Source organism: Pedobacter hiemivivus (assembly GCF_004331685.1).
GTDB lineage: Bacteria > Bacteroidota > Bacteroidia > Sphingobacteriales > Sphingobacteriaceae > Pedobacter > Pedobacter hiemivivus.
Genome location: NZ_SJSM01000002.1, coordinates 619,297 through 641,453, shown reverse-complemented (window position 1 = coordinate 641,453; position 22,157 = coordinate 619,297). Strand labels below are relative to the sequence as shown.

The 22,157-nt window shown below is 46.0% G+C and carries 29 protein-coding genes; 26 read left to right on the top strand and 3 right to left on the bottom strand.

The window, feature by feature from the left end; translation table 11 throughout:
* Nucleotides 1-72: 72 nt before the first annotated feature.
* The gene (locus EZ444_RS05845) at nucleotides 73-297 is read right to left on the bottom strand and encodes a hypothetical protein (protein ID WP_131607776.1); all 225 of its coding nucleotides are present in this window, start codon (nucleotides 295-297) and stop codon (nucleotides 73-75) included.
* A 123-nt stretch (nucleotides 298-420) separates the two neighbouring features.
* Here EZ444_RS05845 and EZ444_RS05840 point away from each other — a divergent pair, with 123 nt between their 5' ends.
* The 4 genes from EZ444_RS05840 (at nucleotide 421) to EZ444_RS05830 (ending at nucleotide 3,011) form a co-directional block, all read left to right on the top strand.
* Nucleotides 421-657, top strand: coding sequence for a helix-turn-helix domain-containing protein (locus EZ444_RS05840; protein ID WP_131607775.1), 237 nt, complete (start codon nucleotides 421-423; stop codon nucleotides 655-657).
* A 298-nt stretch (nucleotides 658-955) separates the two neighbouring features.
* Nucleotides 956-1,111, top strand: a complete 156-nt coding sequence (locus tag EZ444_RS27145) for a hypothetical protein (protein WP_165503537.1) — start codon at nucleotides 956-958, stop codon at nucleotides 1,109-1,111.
* 299 nt (nucleotides 1,112-1,410) lie between these two features.
* Complete coding sequence (locus EZ444_RS05835; RefSeq protein WP_131607774.1) at nucleotides 1,411-2,379, top strand: toprim domain-containing protein; 969 nt, start codon at nucleotides 1,411-1,413, stop codon at nucleotides 2,377-2,379.
* A gap of 221 nt (nucleotides 2,380-2,600) precedes the next feature.
* Nucleotides 2,601-3,011, top strand: a complete 411-nt coding sequence (locus EZ444_RS05830; protein WP_131607773.1) for a plasmid mobilization protein — start codon at nucleotides 2,601-2,603, stop codon at nucleotides 3,009-3,011.
* Between the two features lie 60 nt (nucleotides 3,012-3,071).
* Here EZ444_RS05830 and EZ444_RS05825 read toward each other — a convergent pair whose 3' ends face one another.
* Complete coding sequence (locus tag EZ444_RS05825) at nucleotides 3,072-3,368, bottom strand: hypothetical protein (RefSeq protein ID WP_131607772.1); 297 nt, start codon at nucleotides 3,366-3,368, stop codon at nucleotides 3,072-3,074.
* A gap of 194 nt (nucleotides 3,369-3,562) precedes the next feature.
* Between EZ444_RS05825 and EZ444_RS05820 the strand changes: the two genes are divergently transcribed.
* The 19 genes from EZ444_RS05820 (at nucleotide 3,563) to EZ444_RS05730 (ending at nucleotide 18,359) form a co-directional block, all read left to right on the top strand.
* On the top strand, nucleotides 3,563-4,762 hold the full coding sequence (locus EZ444_RS05820; protein WP_131607771.1) for a relaxase/mobilization nuclease domain-containing protein: 1,200 nt from the start codon (nucleotides 3,563-3,565) through the stop codon (nucleotides 4,760-4,762).
* Nucleotides 4,763-4,778: 16 nt separating this feature from the next.
* Complete coding sequence (locus tag EZ444_RS05815; protein ID WP_131607770.1) at nucleotides 4,779-5,447, top strand: ParA family protein; 669 nt, start codon at nucleotides 4,779-4,781, stop codon at nucleotides 5,445-5,447.
* Nucleotides 5,440-5,784, top strand: coding sequence for a hypothetical protein (locus EZ444_RS05810; protein WP_131607769.1), 345 nt, complete (start codon nucleotides 5,440-5,442; stop codon nucleotides 5,782-5,784). The genes EZ444_RS05815 and EZ444_RS05810 overlap by 8 nt, the downstream gene beginning before the upstream one ends.
* Nucleotides 5,781-6,068: a hypothetical protein gene (locus EZ444_RS05805; RefSeq protein WP_131607768.1), complete on the top strand. Its 288-nt coding sequence runs from the start codon at nucleotides 5,781-5,783 to the stop codon at nucleotides 6,066-6,068. The genes EZ444_RS05810 and EZ444_RS05805 overlap by 4 nt, the downstream gene beginning before the upstream one ends.
* Before the next feature lies 1 nt (nucleotide 6,069).
* Nucleotides 6,070-6,372 carry a DUF4134 family protein gene (locus EZ444_RS05800; protein WP_131607767.1) on the top strand — a complete coding sequence of 101 codons (303 nt, stop codon included), beginning with the start codon at nucleotides 6,070-6,072 and terminating at the stop codon, nucleotides 6,370-6,372.
* 76 nt (nucleotides 6,373-6,448) lie between these two features.
* The gene (locus tag EZ444_RS05795; RefSeq protein ID WP_131607766.1) at nucleotides 6,449-6,751 is read left to right on the top strand and encodes a DUF4134 domain-containing protein; all 303 of its coding nucleotides are present in this window, start codon (nucleotides 6,449-6,451) and stop codon (nucleotides 6,749-6,751) included.
* Between the two features lie 2 nt (nucleotides 6,752-6,753).
* On the top strand, nucleotides 6,754-7,056 hold the full coding sequence (locus tag EZ444_RS05790; protein WP_131607765.1) for a plasmid transfer protein: 303 nt from the start codon (nucleotides 6,754-6,756) through the stop codon (nucleotides 7,054-7,056).
* The gene (locus EZ444_RS05785; protein WP_131607764.1) at nucleotides 7,034-9,514 is read left to right on the top strand and encodes a TraG family conjugative transposon ATPase; all 2,481 of its coding nucleotides are present in this window, start codon (nucleotides 7,034-7,036) and stop codon (nucleotides 9,512-9,514) included. The genes EZ444_RS05790 and EZ444_RS05785 overlap by 23 nt, the downstream gene beginning before the upstream one ends.
* A gap of 26 nt (nucleotides 9,515-9,540) precedes the next feature.
* A complete protein-coding gene (locus EZ444_RS05780) occupies nucleotides 9,541-10,182 on the top strand; it encodes a hypothetical protein (protein WP_225874649.1) in 642 nt (213 codons plus the stop codon).
* The gene (locus tag EZ444_RS05775) at nucleotides 10,179-10,835 is read left to right on the top strand and encodes a hypothetical protein (protein WP_131607763.1); all 657 of its coding nucleotides are present in this window, start codon (nucleotides 10,179-10,181) and stop codon (nucleotides 10,833-10,835) included. The genes EZ444_RS05780 and EZ444_RS05775 overlap by 4 nt, the downstream gene beginning before the upstream one ends.
* A gap of 5 nt (nucleotides 10,836-10,840) precedes the next feature.
* Nucleotides 10,841-11,518: a hypothetical protein gene (locus EZ444_RS05770; protein ID WP_131607762.1), complete on the top strand. Its 678-nt coding sequence runs from the start codon at nucleotides 10,841-10,843 to the stop codon at nucleotides 11,516-11,518.
* A complete protein-coding gene (locus EZ444_RS05765; protein ID WP_131607761.1) occupies nucleotides 11,515-12,291 on the top strand; it encodes a hypothetical protein in 777 nt (258 codons plus the stop codon). Before EZ444_RS05770 ends, EZ444_RS05765 begins: the two co-directional genes overlap by 4 nt.
* 4 nt (nucleotides 12,292-12,295) lie before the next feature.
* Nucleotides 12,296-13,456 carry a plasmid transfer protein gene (locus EZ444_RS05760; RefSeq protein WP_131607760.1) on the top strand — a complete coding sequence of 387 codons (1,161 nt, stop codon included), beginning with the start codon at nucleotides 12,296-12,298 and terminating at the stop codon, nucleotides 13,454-13,456.
* A 17-nt stretch (nucleotides 13,457-13,473) separates the two neighbouring features.
* The gene (gene traK / locus EZ444_RS05755) at nucleotides 13,474-14,088 is read left to right on the top strand and encodes a conjugative transposon protein TraK (RefSeq protein WP_131607759.1); all 615 of its coding nucleotides are present in this window, start codon (nucleotides 13,474-13,476) and stop codon (nucleotides 14,086-14,088) included.
* Entirely contained in the window at nucleotides 14,066-14,491 is a 426-nt protein-coding gene (locus EZ444_RS05750) for a hypothetical protein (RefSeq protein ID WP_131607758.1), read from the top strand. The genes traK and EZ444_RS05750 overlap by 23 nt, the downstream gene beginning before the upstream one ends.
* The gene (gene traM, locus EZ444_RS05745) at nucleotides 14,488-15,675 is read left to right on the top strand and encodes a conjugative transposon protein TraM (protein WP_131607757.1); all 1,188 of its coding nucleotides are present in this window, start codon (nucleotides 14,488-14,490) and stop codon (nucleotides 15,673-15,675) included. Before EZ444_RS05750 ends, traM begins: the two co-directional genes overlap by 4 nt.
* A 16-nt stretch (nucleotides 15,676-15,691) precedes the next feature.
* Nucleotides 15,692-16,507 carry a DUF4138 domain-containing protein gene (locus EZ444_RS05740; RefSeq protein WP_131607756.1) on the top strand — a complete coding sequence of 272 codons (816 nt, stop codon included), beginning with the start codon at nucleotides 15,692-15,694 and terminating at the stop codon, nucleotides 16,505-16,507.
* Between the two features lie 48 nt (nucleotides 16,508-16,555).
* On the top strand, nucleotides 16,556-17,506 hold the full coding sequence (locus EZ444_RS05735) for a hypothetical protein (RefSeq protein WP_131607755.1): 951 nt from the start codon (nucleotides 16,556-16,558) through the stop codon (nucleotides 17,504-17,506).
* Nucleotides 17,507-17,537: 31 nt separating this feature from the next.
* A complete protein-coding gene (locus EZ444_RS05730) occupies nucleotides 17,538-18,359 on the top strand; it encodes a hypothetical protein (RefSeq protein ID WP_131607754.1) in 822 nt (273 codons plus the stop codon).
* Nucleotides 18,360-18,420: 61 nt separating this feature from the next.
* Here EZ444_RS05730 and EZ444_RS27140 read toward each other — a convergent pair whose 3' ends face one another.
* Entirely contained in the window at nucleotides 18,421-18,573 is a 153-nt protein-coding gene (locus EZ444_RS27140) for a hypothetical protein (RefSeq protein WP_165503536.1), read from the bottom strand.
* A gap of 96 nt (nucleotides 18,574-18,669) precedes the next feature.
* Here EZ444_RS27140 and EZ444_RS05725 point away from each other — a divergent pair, with 96 nt between their 5' ends.
* The 3 genes from EZ444_RS05725 to EZ444_RS05715 are packed head-to-tail and all read left to right on the top strand — an operon-like array spanning nucleotide 18,670 to nucleotide 22,156.
* Nucleotides 18,670-20,724 carry a type IV secretory system conjugative DNA transfer family protein gene (locus EZ444_RS05725; RefSeq protein ID WP_225874646.1) on the top strand — a complete coding sequence of 685 codons (2,055 nt, stop codon included), beginning with the start codon at nucleotides 18,670-18,672 and terminating at the stop codon, nucleotides 20,722-20,724.
* Nucleotides 20,721-21,530: a DUF4099 domain-containing protein gene (locus EZ444_RS05720; protein ID WP_131607753.1), complete on the top strand. Its 810-nt coding sequence runs from the start codon at nucleotides 20,721-20,723 to the stop codon at nucleotides 21,528-21,530. The genes EZ444_RS05725 and EZ444_RS05720 overlap by 4 nt, the downstream gene beginning before the upstream one ends.
* Complete coding sequence (locus EZ444_RS05715; RefSeq protein WP_131607752.1) at nucleotides 21,530-22,156, top strand: hypothetical protein; 627 nt, start codon at nucleotides 21,530-21,532, stop codon at nucleotides 22,154-22,156. Before EZ444_RS05720 ends, EZ444_RS05715 begins: the two co-directional genes overlap by 1 nt.
* Nucleotide 22,157: the final 1 nt, after the last annotated feature.

The following is a 22,157-nucleotide window of genomic DNA, read 5'->3' as shown; positions in this document are numbered from 1 at the left end:
TCTATTGCCCGAAATAACCTGATGTATAGCTTTAGCTTTTCAGGCATTTTATTTCAAACAGGATGATCTTAGTTATAACCTGGCCTGAAATTCGTCCAGCAGGTTTTCTGCCTTTAATACCTTCAGCAGCTCTGTGTACCACAACATGGTAAACTCCGGGTGCTTACGGAGCTGGGGGATATCGGCGTATAAAAAATCTCTTAAACTGGTGATTCCCATCCGCTCAGACTGATCCTTATATTCAGGGGTTAAGTCGGTTTCCTGAATGCTTTTTATAGTATTCCGTTGTGGCTGCATTAATGTGCACAATTGGTTAAAGCGGAAATTTAGGAATAATAAATGGCGCAGCAAACAATATTATGACATTAATTATGAAGTATACTTCATACCAATTTCTATCCATTTATCGCATTTTTAGACGTGATCAAAGTACGTAACCAGCAGTTAATTAATACACTAGGAATCAGGGTAAAAGCCTTGAGAATACAACGCGGACTTTCCATGGAAAAACTGGCCGAGCTCTCCGAGATCGACTATCGCCAGATCTTCAACATCGAACACGGCAGAACCAATGCCACCATTTCCACGCTCGGTGCACTATGCAAAGGCCTGGACATTTCCCTTTCTGAATTATTTGACAGCAGCATCTTAAAATAAAATTTCTTTTTTTTCGCCCTTAAATCGCCTCTGGAACAATTCCCAGGCTAGGGTGTGCCGTTTTCAAAATTTCCATACACTGTTTTCACCCTCCGGTTTCAGATTGCTTTGTCCCCATGAAACTGAAGGATATGAACCCTGAATTTCCCGGATGCCGTTACCTGCAGGGCTGTAAAGCCCCGCCGATCCTCTGCGCCGGAAAGACAGAATCTCCAGTCCAATGCCATCCGGTTTTTAGCCGGATAAACGCAGACAGGCGGCTAAGTCCTACCTGCCCGCCCGAGGCAAAGTTTCAAAAATGTATCGACAGGGTAATACCGAAGGCAATAGACGCTTCCGGTTACCGCAGTACTTGCCTGCCAATGGCAGACCAAGTCTTGCAGAATCCCTGAACGCCTCTGGCGTTTACGGCGCAGTGATGCGACCTGAAATGATCTTTGACATTAGGGGATGAAGCATTATCCTGTGAAAGCAGGAAATTCTGCATAATGGCGATAGCATCAAAATGAGTGCATTGGCAGGCGCAAGCTCTTTCTGTACAGAAAGACGTGGGTAGTCCCGAAAATTATAACTGAAAGGATATTTTTATCCGTTCAACAGGGGCACTAGCCCCTTTTTTGTTTGGCAGCTTTTTAAGCTTCATACCGGATCAGCATACATTTCAATTCACCCAAAATGTATACAAGCATGCAAGTTGGCCGGAGAGGCCCACATTCTGCTTTGATTCCTCACTCCTTAAACATTTAAATTCTTATGGAAAATTTTATCGGTGCCAGCCAGCTCAAAGACCAGGTCTCACTGGTCAGCCTGCTATCCAGGCTTGGCCATGAACCTCTGCGCAAGTCAGGCGGAGAACTTTTTTACCTCAGCATGTTGCGCAGCAACGATACTGAACCTTCTTTTTGTGTCAATGAAACGCTGGGCGTCTGGTACGACCATGGCAACGGACAGGGCGGTGACCTCATTGATTTCGCCAGGGCATACTGGAAAGAACTGGATTTCCCGCAGCTGCTGCAAAAGATATCCGAGGTCTGCAACATCACCATCGACTATCAACACCCCCAGCAATCTGAAAGAAAATCCCGCCCAAGGTTAAAGGCAATCAAACTCCCCAATTATAAAATTGAAGAGATCAAGCCCCTGGGCAACAACCAGGTGCTGACAAATTACCTGATGTCAAGAGGTGTCTGGGGTGTAGCCAATGACCAGCTCAAAGAGATCTACTATTACGTTGAGGATGAGAAACAGCTGCGCAAGCATTATTTTGCTATCGGCTGGCTCAACCAGTTCAAAGGCTGGGAACTCCGTAATAAGTATTTTAAGGGCTGCCTGGGAAAAAAAACACTGACCATCATCCTAGGCGATCCGCTGAAGCTGGCCGTATTTGAGGGATATATGAATTACCTGAGCTGGAAACGTTACCATCAGGAAGCAGCACATACCGTTATATGCCTGAATTCACTGGTCAACCTGCCTCAGGCCATCTCAGCTTCCGGAACATACCCGGAAATTTCACTTTATCTGGATCATGACCAGGCTGGTCGGGAAGCAACGGCTGCATTTCTGAATAGACTCCCTTATGCCACAGATGCCTCTTCGATATACGAAGGCTTTAACGATTACAACGACAAGCTGAAATGCGACCTGAAATCAACCGGGAAACTCCGGCATGAAACATCCCCTGCCGCTTCCACCGGAATGCACAAAGGCAGCAATAGCTGATGGCTTTTGCTGCCTTTGTACCCCCAAATCCATATCAAACCACGGAACCCTTGTTTGTTAAGTTTGGGGCAAGATGTCTTTTCGTCAGACAAAAACCCCTTTGCAGGGCTTTTCATCTTTCCGAAAAGTCTCTTGCCTTAAGCTTTCCATCTTCGTGCCTCAGCGGAAGCATAAGGGGAAAAGGTCAGCTCGCAACTCGCTGCCCTAACAAAGCTTCGCTTATGAAATCAAGGACAAAACAAAACGGAAGACCACTGCTCCTTAAAAACAGGCGCAGTAAAAAGATCGATGTCCGGTTTACCGAAGAAGAATACGCGCTCATTACCCGTCTGGAACAGCAGCTCGGCATGAGCAAGACAGACCTGGTCCGGATCCGTGTACTGGAGAACTCTGCCAACCTTTTGATCAATGCTTCAGAAATGATCCGGCAGCTTGACTCGATCGGATCGGAAATGAACCGCACGGGCAACAACATCAACCAGCTTGCCCGCCATGCCAACACCCTGAAAAAGCAGCACCGCCTCTCCCCGGAGATCATCGAAGAAAACAACTCCCTTTTGCGGCAATGGACAGATATCCAGCTGCTGCTGGAGGTCACCCTGAGAAAGCTTATCCGGATGATGGGCAGGTAAATCCATTAAATACACTTATTAACCAAAACCAATATTATGGACAATCCATTTGCATACTTTTCAAAATTCTAGGCCATTGCGGCATTTATCCTGATCACTTTTGCCGCTTCCGTTCTTGTGGCCACTAGGAAAAAGAACAAACCTCATAAGTTCAGGCCAGACCAGGTCTGTATCCTTAGGTTTACCGGGCAAAAAGTACTCATTCTTGGTACGGTATATCATGCCATGCGAAATAAATGGGCCTATGCCGTGATGTACCGGGATCAGCTGGGCCAATTCCATCAGGCTGAAATTCCAGAGGCCCAGCTTTCTTACCCAGAAAAATGAACCCGGTGTAAAGGGATATAAGTTATCCAATATCCCGTAGCCACATACCGGGATATGGGATAACCAGATACGAGTTATAAAATAACAGGTTACATCCTGTCCGGTTACAGTTTAACAGCTATCGGGATATCATATATCCCGTTACAAAATAAATGTGAACCGGATATCCTGTAACCGGATCACAACTATCCGGATATACCACATCCAGCTATTCCCTATCCTGTATGGTCATAAAAATCCTGAAAGCTGCAGGTGTCTACGAAGGCATCCGCTACAACACACGCAAAATTGAGAATGATAAGGCAGAACTCATGAAAACGGAGAACTTCGGGGCGCTGAATGCTTTAGGGGCGCTGCGCCCTGAAGATTACATCCGGTACCTGGAACTGATCTCTGCACAAAATACCCGGATCAGGCTCCCCCAGTTCCATGCAGTGCTGTCAGCAAAAGGCAGATCGTTCAGTAAAACACAGCTTACCAAAGTTGCCGGAGAATGGATGAAATCAATGGGATATGGGGAACAGCCCTACCTGATCATATACCATAAGGACACGCAAAACAACCACGTACACATTGTCAGCACCAGGATCAATAAAGAAGGTAAAAAGATCTGCAGTGTCTATGAAAAGATCCGGGCGGTAAGGGAACTCAATAAGCTGATCGGGCTGAATGAAAAACTCAAAGCTAAAACAGACCTGGAGAAGGCGTTAGGTTATAATTTCTCCACGACCTCACAGTTCATGATGCTGCTTGAGGCGCAAGGATATGTTCTTCAGGAAACACCAGAAGTTCTGTACCTGGTCAAATATGGTAAACGGCTCTGCAGTTTAAAATCTGCCCAGATCCAGACAAGGATCAAAGAGCGGCAGGTTGACCAGAAAAGAATTGCACAGCTCCGTCTGGTCTTCGAAAAATACCGCCACCAGTACTCCAGTAAGCTTGTGCCGCTGACTGCTCCGCTTCCCGGCGGCAGGACTATTGAAGTCCCAGGAAAGTACACTTCCGATCTTGCCATATTCCTCAGGGAAAAATTCGGGGTCGAACTCTTTTTTCATTCTAGTGAGGGCAAACCGGTTTATGGCTACTCCATCATAGACCATAGTGAAAAACAGGTACTGAAGGGCAGTGAGGTCATGCGCCGGGACGTGCTGCTGGAACCTGTCCCACTCCTTTCTGAAAAACTGCAAACAGAGTACCTGAACAATTCAGAAACGCTGGCCTCCCCTGATGTTACAGATACACCGGAGGACTTCTACGAACATGAGGACAGCGGCAATGACTTTGAAGAAATCTCTGAGGAATTACGCGAATACATACCTCACACACCAGATGTCAACGTATCCATCTCAGATGACATCGACGATGAGGCCATCAATGGCCGTAACCGGCGCAAAAAGAAAAAAGCCCGCACCAATACCAGATAACCCTTAACAATCAACTATGGTCATAATTATCGGAAACCAGAAAGGCGGTGCCGGAAAGAGCACCTTAACCATGCTCCTGGCCAATTTCCTTACCGGGCAGAAGACCTGTAAGGTCATCGTGATCGACATGGATTACCAGCAGTCCATCGCGCAGAAATACCAGCGGGCAAAGATGCTGGATAACATCCCTCCTTATGAGGTCATAGCGGCCAGCCTGGAACATTTCCCTATGATGTATCCTGTACTAGCGCAGAACAAACAGCAGGTCATTATCATTGACCTTCCAGGAAAGCTTGATGATGACGGTCTGATCGCTGTATTTAAAGCAGCTGACCTGGTGCTTTGCCCCTTCTCCTATGATGAGCTCAGTTTTGATTCCACTGTTCTTTTTTCTTTTGTGCTCCAAAAGATCAACCCAAAGGTCAACATCACTTTCATTCCCAGCAGGATCAAAGCCAATGTCCGCTATGAAACCAAACAGCAGGTGGACAAGCAACTGCTCAGTCTCGGCCGGATGACAGAGGCAATTCCGGACAGGATAGATTTTCAGCGGAGCAATACCCTTCGCACGCCGGAAAGCGTACTGCCGGTTGTAAAACCTGTCTTTGAGCAGCTCTGGCAGCAATACATTGCCCCGCAGACCGGACAGAACGAAACCATTAGCAGCCCTGAAGCCTATGAATGACATTAAAAGCCTGGCTGACCAGCTCCGCAGCAGTATAATCTCCCCGCCTGCCGGTCCAGAATCTAAAACTTCTGCGGAAGGCAAACCAAAAAAACAAAGCAAAGCAGTTTCTGCTCCTGCTATTCTGGAGGAGATACGGGACTACGACAACGCCGATCATAAAAACATGGTGCATGTTCGTTTTGATAAAAAAACAGCACAGCTGCTGAGTCATTTTAAAATGGCTACCGGGATAGACCTGACCAAACTGATCGCCTTTTCAGTCAGACGGCTCCTGACTCAGCACCCCGAAATCAAATCAATTGTCCAACAATACATCCAAAACCTAGAATTATGAGTTATCTGCAATTCGCCCTCTGGCTCACCGGAGGTTATTCCGGTTACTATCTGCTGAACATTCTCTACGACAGCACAAGAAAAGACCGGCAAACCCGGGATGAGTCTGCACCTGTTCTGAGCTTTGCTCCAGACCTGTCGCCACAAAAAGTCCAACCAAAGCAGCTGCCCGAAGCCCCGGAACCCGAACCGGCATCTGTTGCTTCCGGTGCGGTATCGCTTCAGGGGCTCTTTGCCCTGGCCCGCAAAGAAACCATCGAGCTAACCAGACAGGTGAGCTTTTGATATGCCAGGCCGAAAATTTCTTTTACTCCTGACCCTGCTGGTCATGGGCTTCTATTCTGTCTCCGGACAACCCGGGATTGCCGAAATGCAGCAGGTACGGCAAGACCTTAAAAATTCATTTTTTTCCACCTGGGATGCCTGCCTGGTACTCGCCGCAATACTGGGGATCATCGGCGGCCTCAGGATCTATCACAATCTGCAAATGGGCAGAGACCGCTTTACTGCCGAGGTAACCGGATGGTTCTTCGCCGCAATCTTCATGGTCCTGATCGGACCCTTTCTTCAAAAACTGATGGGCATTTAGCCCTTTTTCCCCTCCCTCAAATCCAGCCGCTTCCAACCAGAACCGGCTTTTTTTCTACCAAAATTTCTTAAGACAAATGAACAAAAAACAATGCTTCCTCCTGGCAGTAATTCTGCTGATCACCCGTATTTCCGCTTTCGCTCAAAATGGTGTGACCGGGCTAAACACCGCAACAACAACGCTGAAGACCTATGTTGCCCCGGTAACCAACATCGCCTTGGTCATTGGCGGTATCGTCGGGCTGATCGGAGCGGTCCGGGTGTATTCCAAATGGAATGCCGGAGACAATGACATCAACAAAGAACTGATGGGCTGGGGAGGTTCCTGCGTCTTCCTCGTGGTCTCCTCACTGGTAATTAAAGCCTTTTTCAGTCTTTAAGGATGCGAATTTTTTCAGTTTACCGGGGCTTGCAAAAGCCCCTGGTATTTAAAGGCTTCAAAGGAAAATTCATTTTCTGGGGTGTTGGCTGGCTGCTCTGCGGCCTGGTACTGGGTGCCCTGTGCATGGTTTTAGTCAACATGTATTTCGGCGTGCTCGTCCTCGCTACTGCAATAGGTGGAGGACTCTGGTACACGGCCGAAACCCAGAAGAAAGGACTGCACAGTAAAAGACGCAGCAACGGCCTCTACCTCCATCAATCCACTTTTAATTTCCGGAAAAATGTCAAAAAAGAACGTTTTTAAAATACCCTATATCGGTATCGATTCCCACCAGGATTATGATCTGTTGTATGGCCCTAATGGGGAGTATTCCGTAGTGATCAATCTGAATAACCCGGTACAGCAATATTCCGGGGCATCTGAAGCTTACGATGAATTCCACAGCATTTACAGCAATATTATAAAGATCCTGGGTGGCGGGTACCTGATCCAGAAGCAGGACATCATCAGTAAGTCTGCTTATCCCTACATTCCGGCAGAAGAATACCTGCAGGATAAATATAACCGGCATTTTGCAGGCAGGAAAGCCTTAAAGATCCGTACCTGTCTTTCCCTGACAAGACTGGTCAAAAACAGTTCCCTTTATGTCCATGATGCCGGGCAGCTCAGGGATTTCATGCAGAAAGTTGACAAGGTACTGGAGGTGCTCAGGTCCGCAGGAACCAGTCCGAAAGTACTGCCGGAAAAAGAGATCAATCACCTAATCAAGCAGATCCTGTCAATGGATTTTTCTGAAGGCCCGGTAGTACTCAACAACTATATGCCGACAGATACCCAGGTGAACATGGGCAGTGTTTCCATCCGAAGTCTCAACCTGATAGACATAGACAGTATTGACCTGCCCCAGAATTTGTCAACCCACCGGGAACTCAGCGACAACGAATCGGTTAAAGGATTCCCGATTGACCTGTTTTCCTTCTTGCTTAAAGTTCCTGAATTCCAGAGTATCCTGTTTAACCAGGTGATCGAGATTCCCAATCAGGCATATACATTAAGGAAGCTCGCGCTGAAAAGAAAGCGGCACTCGGGAATCCCCGATCCGGCCAATGACCTTTGTGTGGAGGACATCGACCTGCTGCTCAAAGATGTTGCACGCAACAACCAGGTGTTGGTCAATGCCCATTACAACATCATTATTGCGGCGGAAAAAGAGCAGCTCCAAAAATCCTGCAATTTTGTGGAAAGCGCATTGTTCCATCTTGGAATTACCCCCTGCAAAAGTGCTTACAACCAATTAGAACTGTTCAGGACAGCACTTCCCGGCAATGGGATAGAGCTTCAGGATTACGACTGGTTCCTGACCACATCTGACGCAGCGATCTGTCTGATGTTCAAAGAATCGCTCCCGGTAGATGATCCATCCGATTTCCTGATCCGCTTTACCGACCGGCAGGGCATTCCTCTTGGGATTGACCTGTCCGATTTGCCGCTGGCACAAAACCGCATGAGTAACCGTTCACGCTTTGTACTTGGAGGCTCAGGAACAGGAAAATCGTTCTTCATGAATTCGGTCATCGAGCAATACATGCTGTACAACATGGATGTTGTGATCATTGATACCGGGCACAGCTATTCAGGGCTTTGCAGTTATTACAATGGCAAATACATCACCTATTCGGAGAAGGAACCGATCACGATGAACCCTTTTGCCATTACGCCCGAAGAATACAACATCGAGAAGAAGGATTTCCTGGTTACACTCATCACCCTGCTCTGGAAGGGAACCGGGGGATCGGTCAGCCAGATTGAATCTGATGTCATCACACAACTGATTTCCACCTACTACACGCAGTATTTTTACGGAAGACCGCTGTTCGATGGCCATTCCGCAAAAGCAATCCCTGAACTCAGCTTCAACTCATTTTATGAGTATGCCCTGGCCACCATTCCGCTGATCAAAGAGGCCGAACAGATCCCTTTCAATCTGGAGGAATTCCGCTATGTACTGAAGAAATTTTATAAGGGCGGTGAATATGACCGGATGCTCAATCAAAACGTGGATCAATCGCTTTTCGACGAACCCTTTATTGTATTTGAAATTGACAACATCAAGGAGTCAAACCTGTTTCCCATCGTTACGCTGATCATTATGGACGTTTTCCTGCAGAAAATGCGGCACCGTTCAGACCGCAGAAAAGCCTTGATCTGTGAGGAAGCCTGGAAGGCTATCGCCAGCCCGATCATGGCCTCATACCTTCTTTATTTATATAAAACCGTTAGAAAGTTCTGGGGCGAGGCAATTGTGGTTACGCAGGAACTGGCTGACATCCTGGGCAATCCGATTGTAAAAGACAGCATCATCGGCAATTCCGGAACCATCTGCCTGCTGGATCAGAGCAACTTTAAGGACAACTATGATGAGATCGCCAAGCTGCTCTCTATAAGTGATACAGAGAGGAAAAAGATCTTTACGGTCAACCAGCTGGACAACAAGGAAGGCAGGTCCCGCTTCAAGGAAGTCTATATCCGCCGGGGCATGACCGGTGAAGTCTATGGCGTAGAAGTTTCCGCTGCGCAATACCTTACCTATACCACAGAAAAACCGGAAAAATCTGCCGTGGAACGGTACACCAGGCATTTTGGGACTTACCCGGCCGGTGTTGACGCATTTCTATCAGACCTGGACAAAAGCGGGCTCAGTCTTGGCCGTTTCGTCACACAGGTCAACAGTAAAGAAATATTCAATCTACAAAATTCTTAAACATGCTTAGAAAAACAATGTTTGTGATGCTGTTCCCGTGGTTCAGCAGCGCATACTCCCAGACTTTATACGTTGACCCCGTCACCTCGGCGGCAATGTACAGTTCGAGATCGGCACTGGACGGACAGCTGAACCGGACCAACAATAACCTGAGTTTGATCCAGCGCGGACAGCTTGCAGTCACAGGACAGCTGGTCATTGTAAACGATCTGCAGGACAGGATCTACAAGGGATTAAGTGAGGTATCGGGTGTGATCCATAGTTTAACTACCATCAAAGAGATCGCTGATGTCGGAACCGACATTATAGGTGATGTACAGGAAACGATCAGAATCGCCACTTCAAGCCCGGTACTGCTTCTTTTCGCTGAAGAAGGTGCCCGGGAATTCAAAACAAGGGCGACCAGTCTGGCGGTTGAGGTTGGCGCATTTGTACTTAAGGCCGGAAAAGACAACCTGATGGATTCGGGAGAAAGGGCAAAACTGCTGAACCATATCGCCAGCGAAATGCGCATCCTCAGGGGAATCGCCTACGGGATGCACAGGGCCATGTACTGGGCGAGAATGAACGGGATATGGAGCTCCCTGAATCCCTGGGACAGCTGGATCAGCATGGATGAAAAGATCGCAAATGATGTGCTCACCCAGGCTAAATACCTGAAGAAATGAAGCCGCTGATCATCACTTCCTTCCTCTGGCTGATGGCTCTCGCAGGGTTCAGTCAGCAGAAAGCGCTCAATATCCCCGGGATCCACCAGCTGGTTGCTGATTCCAAATCAGAAAATGAACTGCAAAAGTCAGCACGGGACAAACAGGCGGTCACCACTGCAAATGAACAGGCCAACCGGACCATGCTGGCCAGGCTGAAAGTCAAATACCGGCAGCTTCAGGATCGCTTTCACACCATCGGACTTATCATTGACGCCGCAAATATAGGCATACAGGCCAGTCCTATGGTTGACAGGATCATTCAGAACCAGGCCGGGATCTACAGGATAGCTGCAGAGCAGCCTTTATTCATCGGCATTGCCTACCAGACCGAACTCGAATTCGTATCAAAGTCCCGGGCACTGGTCAATTACCTGATCGGTCTTAGCGCAAGTATCGGGGCTGTGAACCAGATGAAAGCCTCGGACCGGAAGATTCTGTTTGATTATGTCCTTTTCCAGCTGAGTACCATTCAGGAACTTTCAACGGGTCTGTTCAATTCCATGCAATACAGCCAGGCAATCGGCTTGAAAAGATCATTGAATCCCTTCCAGGATTATATCGATCAGGATCAAGCCATCATCGGGGACATCTTCCAGAACGCTAAATATTAAAAACAATGAAATTTATGCAAACCTCTCTATATGTGCTGCTCATGGGTGCAGGCTTAATGAATGCAGCTGATGCCCAGCGGATCGTTCACGACCGCAAGCACCTGCAGGCCGTAGCGGAAAATGCCGTTGTCCGGCAGGCAGCAGAATTCAGCCATACCCAATACCTGGAGAAGATCGATCAGAACCTTCAAAACATCAACCTCAATATCGGCTCAGTGGTTATTGCCCAGAACATGATCTACAACGGGCTGGCCAATGTCAATTCAGCTTTAAAAAACGGGATTGCCGTCAGGGATATGGGACTGATCATCTCAGACCTGATCAGCTATAGCCGTCAGATGCTGGAAATGGCAAAAGGAGAACCTTACCTGCTGCTGTTCGCTGAAGATTTCGGTCAGCAGATGAAAGCCCGTTCTGCAAGGCTGGTTACAGATGTCTCTGCCTCCATCCTTAAAGAAGGGAACAATATGCTGGCAGATTACAACAGCCGTGACCAGCTGCTACGGACGGTGACCCAGGAACTCCAGCTGCTGTCATCACTGATTTACGGTGCATGGAAAGCAATGTTCTGGGCAAAGCAGCGCGGCATTTTCAGAAGTATCAACCCATTTGAGGCCTGGATCAGTAATGACCGCATCTATGTGGAAGACATCATCAGAAACGCAAAATATCTCAAATTATGAAAAAATTACTCATCGCATTTACCATGTGCTGCCTTATACAGGCAGCCTACGCCCAGAAACTTATTGTGGATGAAAGCATCCGTTACCAGCAGGAACGGATGGTCTTTAAGCAATGGGACAAAAACAAGTTTACCCCTACCAGTGGATTTTTGGGACTCAATCCCTATTACTGGCTGACCTGGGGGCTTCATCCCAATTATAAGAAAACAGACATCAGGCCGCTTTCCCCAGCAGGACCACAAACCCAGCGCTTAGCCCTGACGGCTGCAATGACAGCTGCTAGTAATGCCTACAGCCTGGAATCTGATACCCTGCGCAATACGTCCCTGCTTGAAATCGCAAACCAGAGCGGGGCCTTGTCGGCTGCTGACCCGCTCTGGCTACTGTATTATAAAAAAGAACTCAGTCCGGTATTGGAGTATTCAGATAATTCTATCCTGGCACCGCTTCCCCAAGCGGTTCGCAGCAAAGTAATATCGGAGGGATTGCTCAGCTGGTATAAAAATGAACTGTCCATGCTGAAAGAACGCATCGAAGGTGCGCGGAACGCAGATATGGACAGGGGCTCAAGAATTCTTACCTACCACAGGATGTTGCTGGAGTACCGGGCACTAGAAGCGACATGGGAGACCCGGACTGCTACAGCCAAGAAGAATATCAATAATTCCGGTGCACAGGAGAAAATAAAGTCCGATCCTGCCATGAGTAAAACCTGGACACCGGAAACAGATGAACAGATCGCCCGGGAAATTCTAAAAAACAGAAAATACTAACCTTATGAAAAAGAAAAATCTGATACTGCTGATCCTGGTATTTTGCAGTATCTCTGTATTTGCCCAGGCTCCGCCTATTAACCCCGATTACAAGAATTCCTTAGAATTCCTGCAAGGGAATGGCGTTTATGAATCGGGTATGATGGTATTCCTGAAAGGCCTGAAAGATTCCGTCTGGACACATTTCGCGATGTTCATCACTGATGCCAAGGCCCTGGCCGCAATTTTTATGATTATATTTTTTGCCATTAAATCTTATGAGATGATGGCCGGTGACAAGAAACTGGAGGTAATGCCTTTACTCAGACCCTTCGGACTAGTCATGGTCATTTTATGGTGGGGAGTATTTGTGAAGGTCATTGCCTTTCCGACTGATCTTGTTACTGTCAGAACCGAGGAGATGTTCAAAAGCGAGCAGACCAACGTCAATAACCTGCGTTACACCAGGGCAAATCTGATGATCCAGGTGGCCAATAGCCTTTACTCCCTGCAGGCTGAGACGGAGGTCGCACAAAAAGAATCCGAAACATGGTACGATCGTGCCTGGGATGCGATCCCCAGTTCAGTAAAAGAAGGGTTTACAACTGTAATTTCGCCCATTCTTGAATTAAAGAACAGGCTTTCCATTCAGCTGCAGCTGATGATGACACAGCTTCTGGAGCTCCTGGCCCTATGGTTACTGCGGATTGCCGTTTACGTCATATTTATCATCCAGATCATTTACTCCACCATCCTGATCATTCTTGGTCCCTTTGCGGTAGCGGCAAGTATCCTGCCCGCGTTCCGGGACAGCTTCAGTACATGGATCGCCCGGTTTGTAGCAGTTAACCTTTATACAGGCATTGCTTATCTGATCATGTATATCATGGCACTGATGCAAAAGTATGCCATGACCTCTGAGATCAGTAAGTACAAGGAACTTGTAGGTGCGGAAGGTGTTGCGCCCAATATGACGAAGTTTTTGCTGCTCAGCGGAAATGGAGTAATCTCCTTCGGAACGGTAATCATTGTATTTGTAATCGGTGCAGTATGCATGTTCACTGTTCCAAGTATTTCCACCTGGATCGTCTCAACATCCGGTATCAGTTCTGCTACTTCAAGCTTCGGCCGGGGTTCAGTCACCATGATGAACGCCGCAAGGAAGGTCTCGGGCAAATTATTCTAACCAATTACCCCAAATTTATGATTATCAAAAGTATTGAAGGAAAGATCCGGCTGGCTACTGTTGTAGCCATCGGAAGCCTGATCTGCTCCTTACTGATCTCTGCTGTGGTCAGCTTTTTCGCTTGGAAGCAGGTTGTGAATGCCCGGCAGAGCGTATACATCCTGGCTGGTAACATCCCGATCCTGGCCCGGCAGACTGATGTCCAGATGAACCGGCCAGCAGAATATAAGGCGCACATTGACCTGTTCCATTCTATTTTTTTCTCTGTTACCCCTGATGATAAATACATAGAATACCAGATGAAAAAGGCTATGTATCTGGTTGATGAATCGGGTATGCAGCAACTGAACAACCTCAAGGAGCGCGGCTATTTTACCTCCATCTTATCTTCCAGTTCAGTACTCACCCTTCAGACGGATTCCATTTTCATCGATCCGGAAAGACAGTACTTCAGGTATTACGGCAAGCTCAAGATAGACCGCAGGAGCAGTACAATTATGCGCTCGCTGATCACAGAAGGATACCTCAAAGATATACCCAGAAGTGAGAATAACCCACATGGCCTGCTCATCACGGGCTGGAAAACATTAGAAAATAAAGACCTCGAAAATGTTCAGAAAAATACATTCTAACAGGGATCCTTCGGTGACCCTGTTTGGCGAACTGCGAAAAGAATTCGCCATCTATTACAACAAAGGAATGGAAAAATTCCAATCGCTGTTAAAGGCGTATCCTTACCATTGCTATGTAGTTATGCTCATCCTCATCCCTTTGTCCTGTGTTTACGTCTTTATCCTGACTCCACAACCGCGTTCTGCCCATCCCCCTCGGCAAACGGTAAAAACCCAGCCGGTCTCAGACAGCTTCAGCGGGATGATGCGTGCGGGAAGTTCCCTTGCCAGGACAATTTCACTGAAAAAAGAAATTGAAGCTATAGTGGCCAAGGATTCCCTCACAGCCAAAGACGGGCTCAGGCTTGAATCTGCGTTGGCTGAACTTGAACAGATTGATCAATCCTTAAAACAAAAGCCATGAACATCAATTTCAAACAACCAAAATACGTAATCCCCTTACTCATCCTGCCCTTTCTGTTTCTTTTTTTTATGGTGTACAAGTCCAGCACAGAAGACAATCCCAAGGAAGTCAAGTCAGCAGCCGGAATGCAGGGAAACATTGGTGAAGCTTCTGCCGAAGTCCAAAAGGGCCATCTATCGAATAAACTCGATGCCTACCGCAACCAGTATAAAGAAGGTGACGGCAATACAGCCATCAACCCGATTGCTGAAGAACGCGGACTGGACTCCATAGATCAGGCGATGAGAAAACGCTTCCTCTCCGGCAATCCCGGAATGCCGGGATCAACAGTACCTCTAGTTTCCGGAGGAATGCCCTATGCCGACCAGGGAGTGCAAAAGACCGTCATGACCGATCAGGACAGGGCATTGGCTACTGCACTATCTAACCTGAACGGTTACCAGCAATCTACTTCTGTCAGGAATCCTGTTGTACAGCCGAAGGAAAAAGATCCTATGGAGATTTTTAAGGCTCAGATGTCTTACATGGACAGCATCAGTAAAGCTGCTGATCCCGAATACCAGCAGCAGAAGAAACAGACAGAAGAACTCCAGAAGTTAGAAATGCTTAAAAAGCAGCAGAAAAAACTAGAAGTTACCAAGGCTGATGATCCCTCCCTGATTTTCAATACAGTAATGCCACAGCGAAGGGAGAATTTTATAACTGCGATCATTGATGAGAACCTGACCGGATATGCCGGATCAAGAATTCGCTTACGTTTGCTCGAGGATATCAAAGCCGGAAACTTTCTGGTAAAAAAAGGCACTTACCTGTATGCAGAGATCAATGGCTTTGGTGGTCAACGGGTTACTTTAAGCATACAGTCTATCCTGTTCGGGGGTAAAATCCTGCCTGTTAACCTGGACCTGTACGATATGGACGGACTTAAAGGGCTTTATGTCCCTGAATCCGCATTCCGGGATTTCACTAAGGACCTGGGCGGCAATTCCATGCAGGGGGTCAATCTGCAGGGCTCCTCCCAGAATCAGAGCCAGTTCCTGATGAGCACGATTGACAAAATGTTCCAAAGCACCTCCTCTGCAATTGCCAGCCTGATCCGCAAAAACAAGGCAAAACTCAAATACAGCTCCTACCTGTACCTGATCGATTCCCAGGCATTGCAGGCGCAACAGCAAAATTATTAATCCTAACCCAATCCTCATGAGAACCTTCATCATTTCCATTGCCATACTACTCCTAAAGGCATTGACTGTCTCAGCGCAGCTCCCAATAGTTTACCTTCCTCCAAATGCCTCTGTCCATTTCAGGTCACCTGAACCTGTGCAATACGTAGACATCTCCTCCTGCAGCATTGCTGGTGACATCCCGTTAAAGAATGTTGTCAGGCTCAAATACATTCCGGACTCATTAAGCAAAGACAAAGCGGGTTTTCCAAAAAATGCAGTGGTGACCATTGCTGGCGAAAGTTTCCTGGCTCAGTACCTGATCGTATATATGCCAAATCCAGAAACACAAACACAAACCAATATTGAGATCCTTCCAGAACATACCACTCCCGTTGACATCGGTGGCATATCACTTTCTCAGCATAAATTAAAGGATTATGCCCTGCAGTTCATTGGTGATAAACCTAAGGGGCATTTTGCAAAAAGTAAAGCTTTTGGCCTGGAAGGCAGGGTCAGCCAGATAGCAACACTTGGGGATTATATCTTTCTCGACGTTTCATGGGCAAACCGCACCAATTTAAAATACGACATCGATGAGATCCGATTTAAGATCAGGGACAAAAAGGTAAACAAGGCCAGTAATGTTCAGGAAGTAGAGATCAGGCCAGAATTCTCTTTATATAAGTCCCCTGGCTTTCAAAAACACTATCGAAACGTCTTTGTCTTTAAGAAGTTTAGCTTTCCGGGTAACAAAATGCTGGATATAGAAATGACCGAGAAACAGATCTCTGGTAGGTACATCACACTTTCGCTCAAATACGCAGCAATCCTGAATGCGGATACCATGTGAGAATACATTGAATAATTAGCTGTATTTTTGTACAAACAATGCTGAAATATGGTTAACGACCTCAATATCAAAGAAATTCACGAAGTTTTGAATGAACTTAGGAATCTGGACCTAAAAAATATAAAAGCTGAATGGATAAAGGAATTGCTTGGAAAATTATACAAGCATATTGGCGTCCAGCATAAAGTCGAAAAGGGACGTTTTGTTCAGAGAACAGTATTGTTGGATGGTGAACAAGAAGATTTTTTCCCAAAAGATATACAGCGTATTTCTTATAATCCTAATGGCTCAGCAATGGGTCGCTGTAATTTTGACGGTGAATCGATCTTCTATGGTTGTATAGCGTCAGAAATAATTGAAGCCTATAATTGTTCTGGCATGGAAACCCTACCCCTGGGACTTGGAGGATTGCGTCAGCACCGTTTCGTTACTGGCAATTGGTTGCTTGCAGAGGATACAGAATTTCTATTTCTGGGAGGAGCCAAAAATCTGACATACCTTAGTAATGCAGGCAAAGACCGCCATAATACCTTCCACCGAATCCTTGGCAGTTATAAAGAGTATATTTTACCATTGTATGCAATTGACAATTTTATCTGCGAACAATTTAGTAAGGAGGTCCATGTTGATGAACCATGGCAGTACAATATATCTGCCGCTTATGTTCAGCTTTTAAAAGAATCCGGTGCTAAGGGCCTGATCTATCCTAGCGTGAAGTCCGGTGGAGCAGGGACAAATTTGATTCTTTTTAAGGATCAGGTGGATAATGGTTTGATTACTTTCGACAGTTGTGTTTATGGAATTTATTATATGAGAGATGACGAAACCGTAAATGAATATTTAATGAATGCAACAGAAATCGATGGAAAACTGGTTTGGAAAGATGTTTACATTGGCAGAATACCCAGAGTTGTTCGCGATTATTATCTTGGTCGGACTGATACCAACCCTTTAGCTGGAAGAGTGCCTATTATCGATTTCGGAAGTCCAAAAGTTTAAGCTACAATTGCAAAATCAATATCTTTAAATCATGAAAGCTAAGAACAATATTAAAGCCAAAACGTTTCCCGATGTAATGATGAAACGCTGGGAAAATTCCGATGGAATTGATTTTGCAATCGCCTTGGCGCGATTAACTGGCTGGATGTTACAAGTGGATTGGTTAACTACAGAACAACATGCTGATGTGGAGAATATGACACCTGTTCGGGTTTATGTTGAAACAAACAGGGATGTTGTATTTGATTTTACCGGCAAAAAAGGCATTATGGCTTTTAATAAGTATGTAATTCAGCCCATTGCTGGAAAACGTACAAGAACCCCTACAGCGTATATTGACACGCGTTGTTATAGCGAACAAGCTCTAAGAGAATTGCCATTGAGAGTTAAAGCAAACGATACTGAAATCGAAAAGGCTACCTCAGCGATATCGGCACATCCAACTTTTTTGGATACTATTCCAAAAAGGCAAAATCCAGAAATTCCGGCATATTTAGCCTCTAAGTTTTCTCACGGAAATTGTGTGCCGTTTGCCGATGCATTGATGAATCTTACAGGATTACCAGCAGCAGGTATTGATGTGATGAAGTATGCGGATGAATGTGGCAGTCGCTTAGGTTTTTGCCACGCAATAATCATTCATCCTGATGGCCAGGTCGAAGATGCATGGGGCAAGCAGCCGCTTTCTGAAGTCCTTGAACGATTTTACATAAAAGAATATACAATGTCTGCTACCATCTTCGAAGAACGTAAGGCAATTCAGTCCCGCGAATATCCTGACAGGTATCAGGACGCTTATAAATTGGCAATTTCATTTCTGAAAGATCATAGCTTGGTTTTAACAAATAAATAAATCCGCAATAGTGTTATATATAACAAAAGGCGTCACTCTGAACGCCTTTTGTTGTTTCAGCTTAAAAGAAGCCGCTGGAATTATTTTGTTCTTCGTCATAATTTAAATCATCAACAGGATAAATCTGCTCATATTCATGGTGTTGAACGCAGACCATGCGATACAAATCATTATCATTTGGGATAACATAGCCCATTTCCCATGTGGCTCTCACAACTACAAAATTTAACATTTGGAATTTTATCCAGATCGATCTTAATCTTCTACGATTTGCAGCGACTGCTACAACATAAATATAAGGAAGATCTGAATGCAAAGCAAATCACTGATCTTCTTAGCATTAAGAGCCAAAAACTACACAACAAGCTTTTATAGAATAACAATGCTTATGGATGAAACCAGGGAAATGCAAAAGCTGCACGGCTTTTTGCGCTGTACAATATATGGAATGGTCGCCTTAGAGGCGGCCATTTTTATTTACCGTGACCTTCCAATGTGGGGAATCTTTCATCCCGTAATTTATAAGCTCAGCACAATAGCTGTCTACAAAACTTTACTGAACAGCAAGCTGGCTACCCTAATCCTGATCTGCCTGGTGAGTATCGGGACGCTTGCCAGAAAGAAGACAAACCTTGATCCAAAAAAGCATATTATTTACCCGCTCAGCGCTGGATTACTCCTTTTCTTTGGAAGCATATTCCTGTTTGGCCGCCCATCCGGCTATGCATTCGCCAACACCACCTGGTTTAATTTCGGCTATATGTTCTGCTCCTTCCTCGGCACACTGACCATCAGTTTATCCCTGGACAATGTTTCCAAAATGATCCGTTCAGGACTGGGTAAAGACAAATGGAATACTGAAGGTGAAAGCTTCATGCAATCCCTTCAAAAGTTAACCGGAGATGGGGTAATTAATATCCCGATGCAGTTCTACTACAAAGCTAAGGTATGGAACGGATGGCTCAATCTGCCCAATTTAGCCAGATCATGCCTGATAGTCGGTGTACCCGGATCAGGTAAGACATTCGGGTTATTCAATCCCATCCTGAAGCAACTAATTGCCTTTGAACAAAGTCTTGCCGTATACGACCTGAAGCACCCGAATCTGGGTAAACTGGTGTACTTTCATTATCTTCTAGCCCGGCAGAATGGCAAGTACAAAAAACATAAGTTCCATGTACTGAACCTTGTAGAACCAGAAAAAAGCAGGAGGATCAATCCATTCCGGCCTGATTACCTGCGCACGCTTGCTGATGCCAGTGAAACCGCGGAAGCACTAGTAGAAGCGATGAAAAAAGGTGATCGCAGTGGCGGTAGTGACCAGTTTTTTACCCAATCCTCTATCAACTTCCTCGCTGCCTGTATCTATTTCTTCAGCAAGTTCCAGAAAGGCCGATATTCTACCCTGCCCCATGTACTGGCTTTTCTTAACTGTAGCTATGCGGAGATATTCAGGGCACTTTTCTCTGAACCCGAACTGGTTTCTCTGCTCGCCCCCTTCAAAAGTGCTTACCAGTTAAAAGCATTTGATCAGCTGGAGGGACAGATCGGTACATTGCGGGTCTATATAGGCAGACTAGCGACGAAGGAAACTTTCTGGGTCTTTTCAGGTGATGATTTTAACCTTAAGCTTTCAGACCCAAAAGATCCCGGGGTGCTTGTACTTGCAAATGACCCCTCCACACAGAACATTAATTCTGCCTGTTATGCCGTGGTACTTAACCGGATGACACGGCTGATGAACAGCATGGGCAACCTACCCAGTGCGCTGGTCGTAGATGAAGCTTCATCGGTTTACTTGCACAGGATTGAGTCTACGATCCAGAGTGCCCGTGAAATGAAATTTTCAGTAATTCTAGGATTGCAGGAAATCCCTATCCTCAAACAGCAGTATGGCAAGGATGCTGCCGCTGTGATCACCTCGATTGTTGGAAACGTACTTTCCGGCGCAGTCCGCAATAAGGAGACACTGGAATGGCTGGAACGTCTGTTCGGGAAGGTGAAGCAGATGAACGAAAGTCTTTCTATTGACAGGAACAAGACTTCGACCTCGCTTAGCGAGAAACTGGAACCTTTAATCCCGGCAGGCAAGATCGCCTCCCTAAAAGCAGGGGAAATTGTCGGCCTAGTGGCAGCGGAAACACGCCCCCAGTACACCGGGACTTATGAGACCACTGCTGTGAACTGCCGGATCAATTTAGACCTTAAAGCGATTAAAAAGGAGGAAGCACAATACCGGGACATGCCGCTATACTATGACTTTGAGGGCAAATCAGAAGAAGTGCTCCGCAACAACTTCCTCAGTATTATTAACGATGTACAGGAAATCGTAAACGAATTCAAAAACCAAATCCATACACCATGAACAGAAAACTTTTTAAGGCTGAAGCTTTACCATTACCCCTGCTGGAAAAAATAGGACTGGCATCCGACGGCAGGATACTATTAATTAAGGAAGACTTCCTGGCACTGCTCAGCGGCGTCAGAACGCAGGTGGTCAAGCTCCATGGGATCAGTGACGGGGGCCAGACCCTGGATGAAGTCCATGCTAAAATCTCCCTGCAAAAGACCAACGAGGGAGAACTGGACGTCATGTTCCATCCCATTTATAAACAGTCTGAGGATGTCCGTCCTCAATACGTTTCCAAAGAAGAGGCTGCACAGCTTCAAGATGGAACGGTCAATGTGATCTGGAAACAGGTAAATGATCCCATCATCGGAAAAAAGGAAGTAGTTATTGAATTTGATCAGGAAACCCATGAGTTTGTCACCACAGACACCAAGAAAATACTCGTTCCTGACCTGGTCAACAATGAAGAACTCACTCCTGCCCAAAAGGAAGCATACCGGAAAGGCAAGGAAGTTGAGCTTTCTGATGGCACAGTGTTCCGGTATACCGGGACTCAGCGCGAAGGAATATTATCCAACAGGGTAGCTATTATTGCTTCTATAATTCTCGATGGAGGAATAAGCTACTTGCTGTTCGAAGGGCTTAAATCTTTGTCCGGCAAGTTGCACACTTATAATGCTGAAAACAGAAAATTCAGCGAAGGTTATGACAACGCTTTGCAAGAACTAAAGGAACAGTACTCCAAACAGAATTTAGATGCCTCGCTGGATGACTCGATTGAACACCTGCAGAGGAAGAATAAAACTGGGTTGTCCAGGTAATGAATGATCAATTAATCAGGATCGGTATCAGACCTGAAGTGGTTTCATTCTTTGAGAATACATTTTCGGTAGATCAGCAAGGGAACCTGGTGTTTTCTTATGGAACCGATCAGGAATGTTTTGGTGACGATTTTCACATTACCCCCGTTAGTAAATCAATTTGGAGGGCAGGACAGGAAAATCCTGCCCTTATCAGGAAATTATTTGTTTGCCAGTCCGCAATGGAAGCCATATGCTTTCTTCATCTGAACTACACTGCTTTCCCTGAGCCGAATCTTTTACTCTTTCTTGCCATCGGCCACATACCCCATGACAGCCATATTGAAGTACTACGAGGGCTATCTAAGAGCAAGAAAATTGGCCTGTTAATGGGTTCAGGGATATTCGGCCACCTGGCAGACTTGAAAATGGCGACAGGAATTAAAGGCAGAACTTGTAACATCCAGTACATTGAACCGGAAACAATTCGTGTAAGCTACAGGGATAAAGTATATGAATTCCTCGGGACTAAAATCTCATTAAATGCTTTTGAAATAGCTTCCGGATTACGTTCAGGAATGCGTACTTATAAACCAAAATTATACGAAAGTTATACAGCCCAGATTTTGCAGGAGTGCAAATACTGAA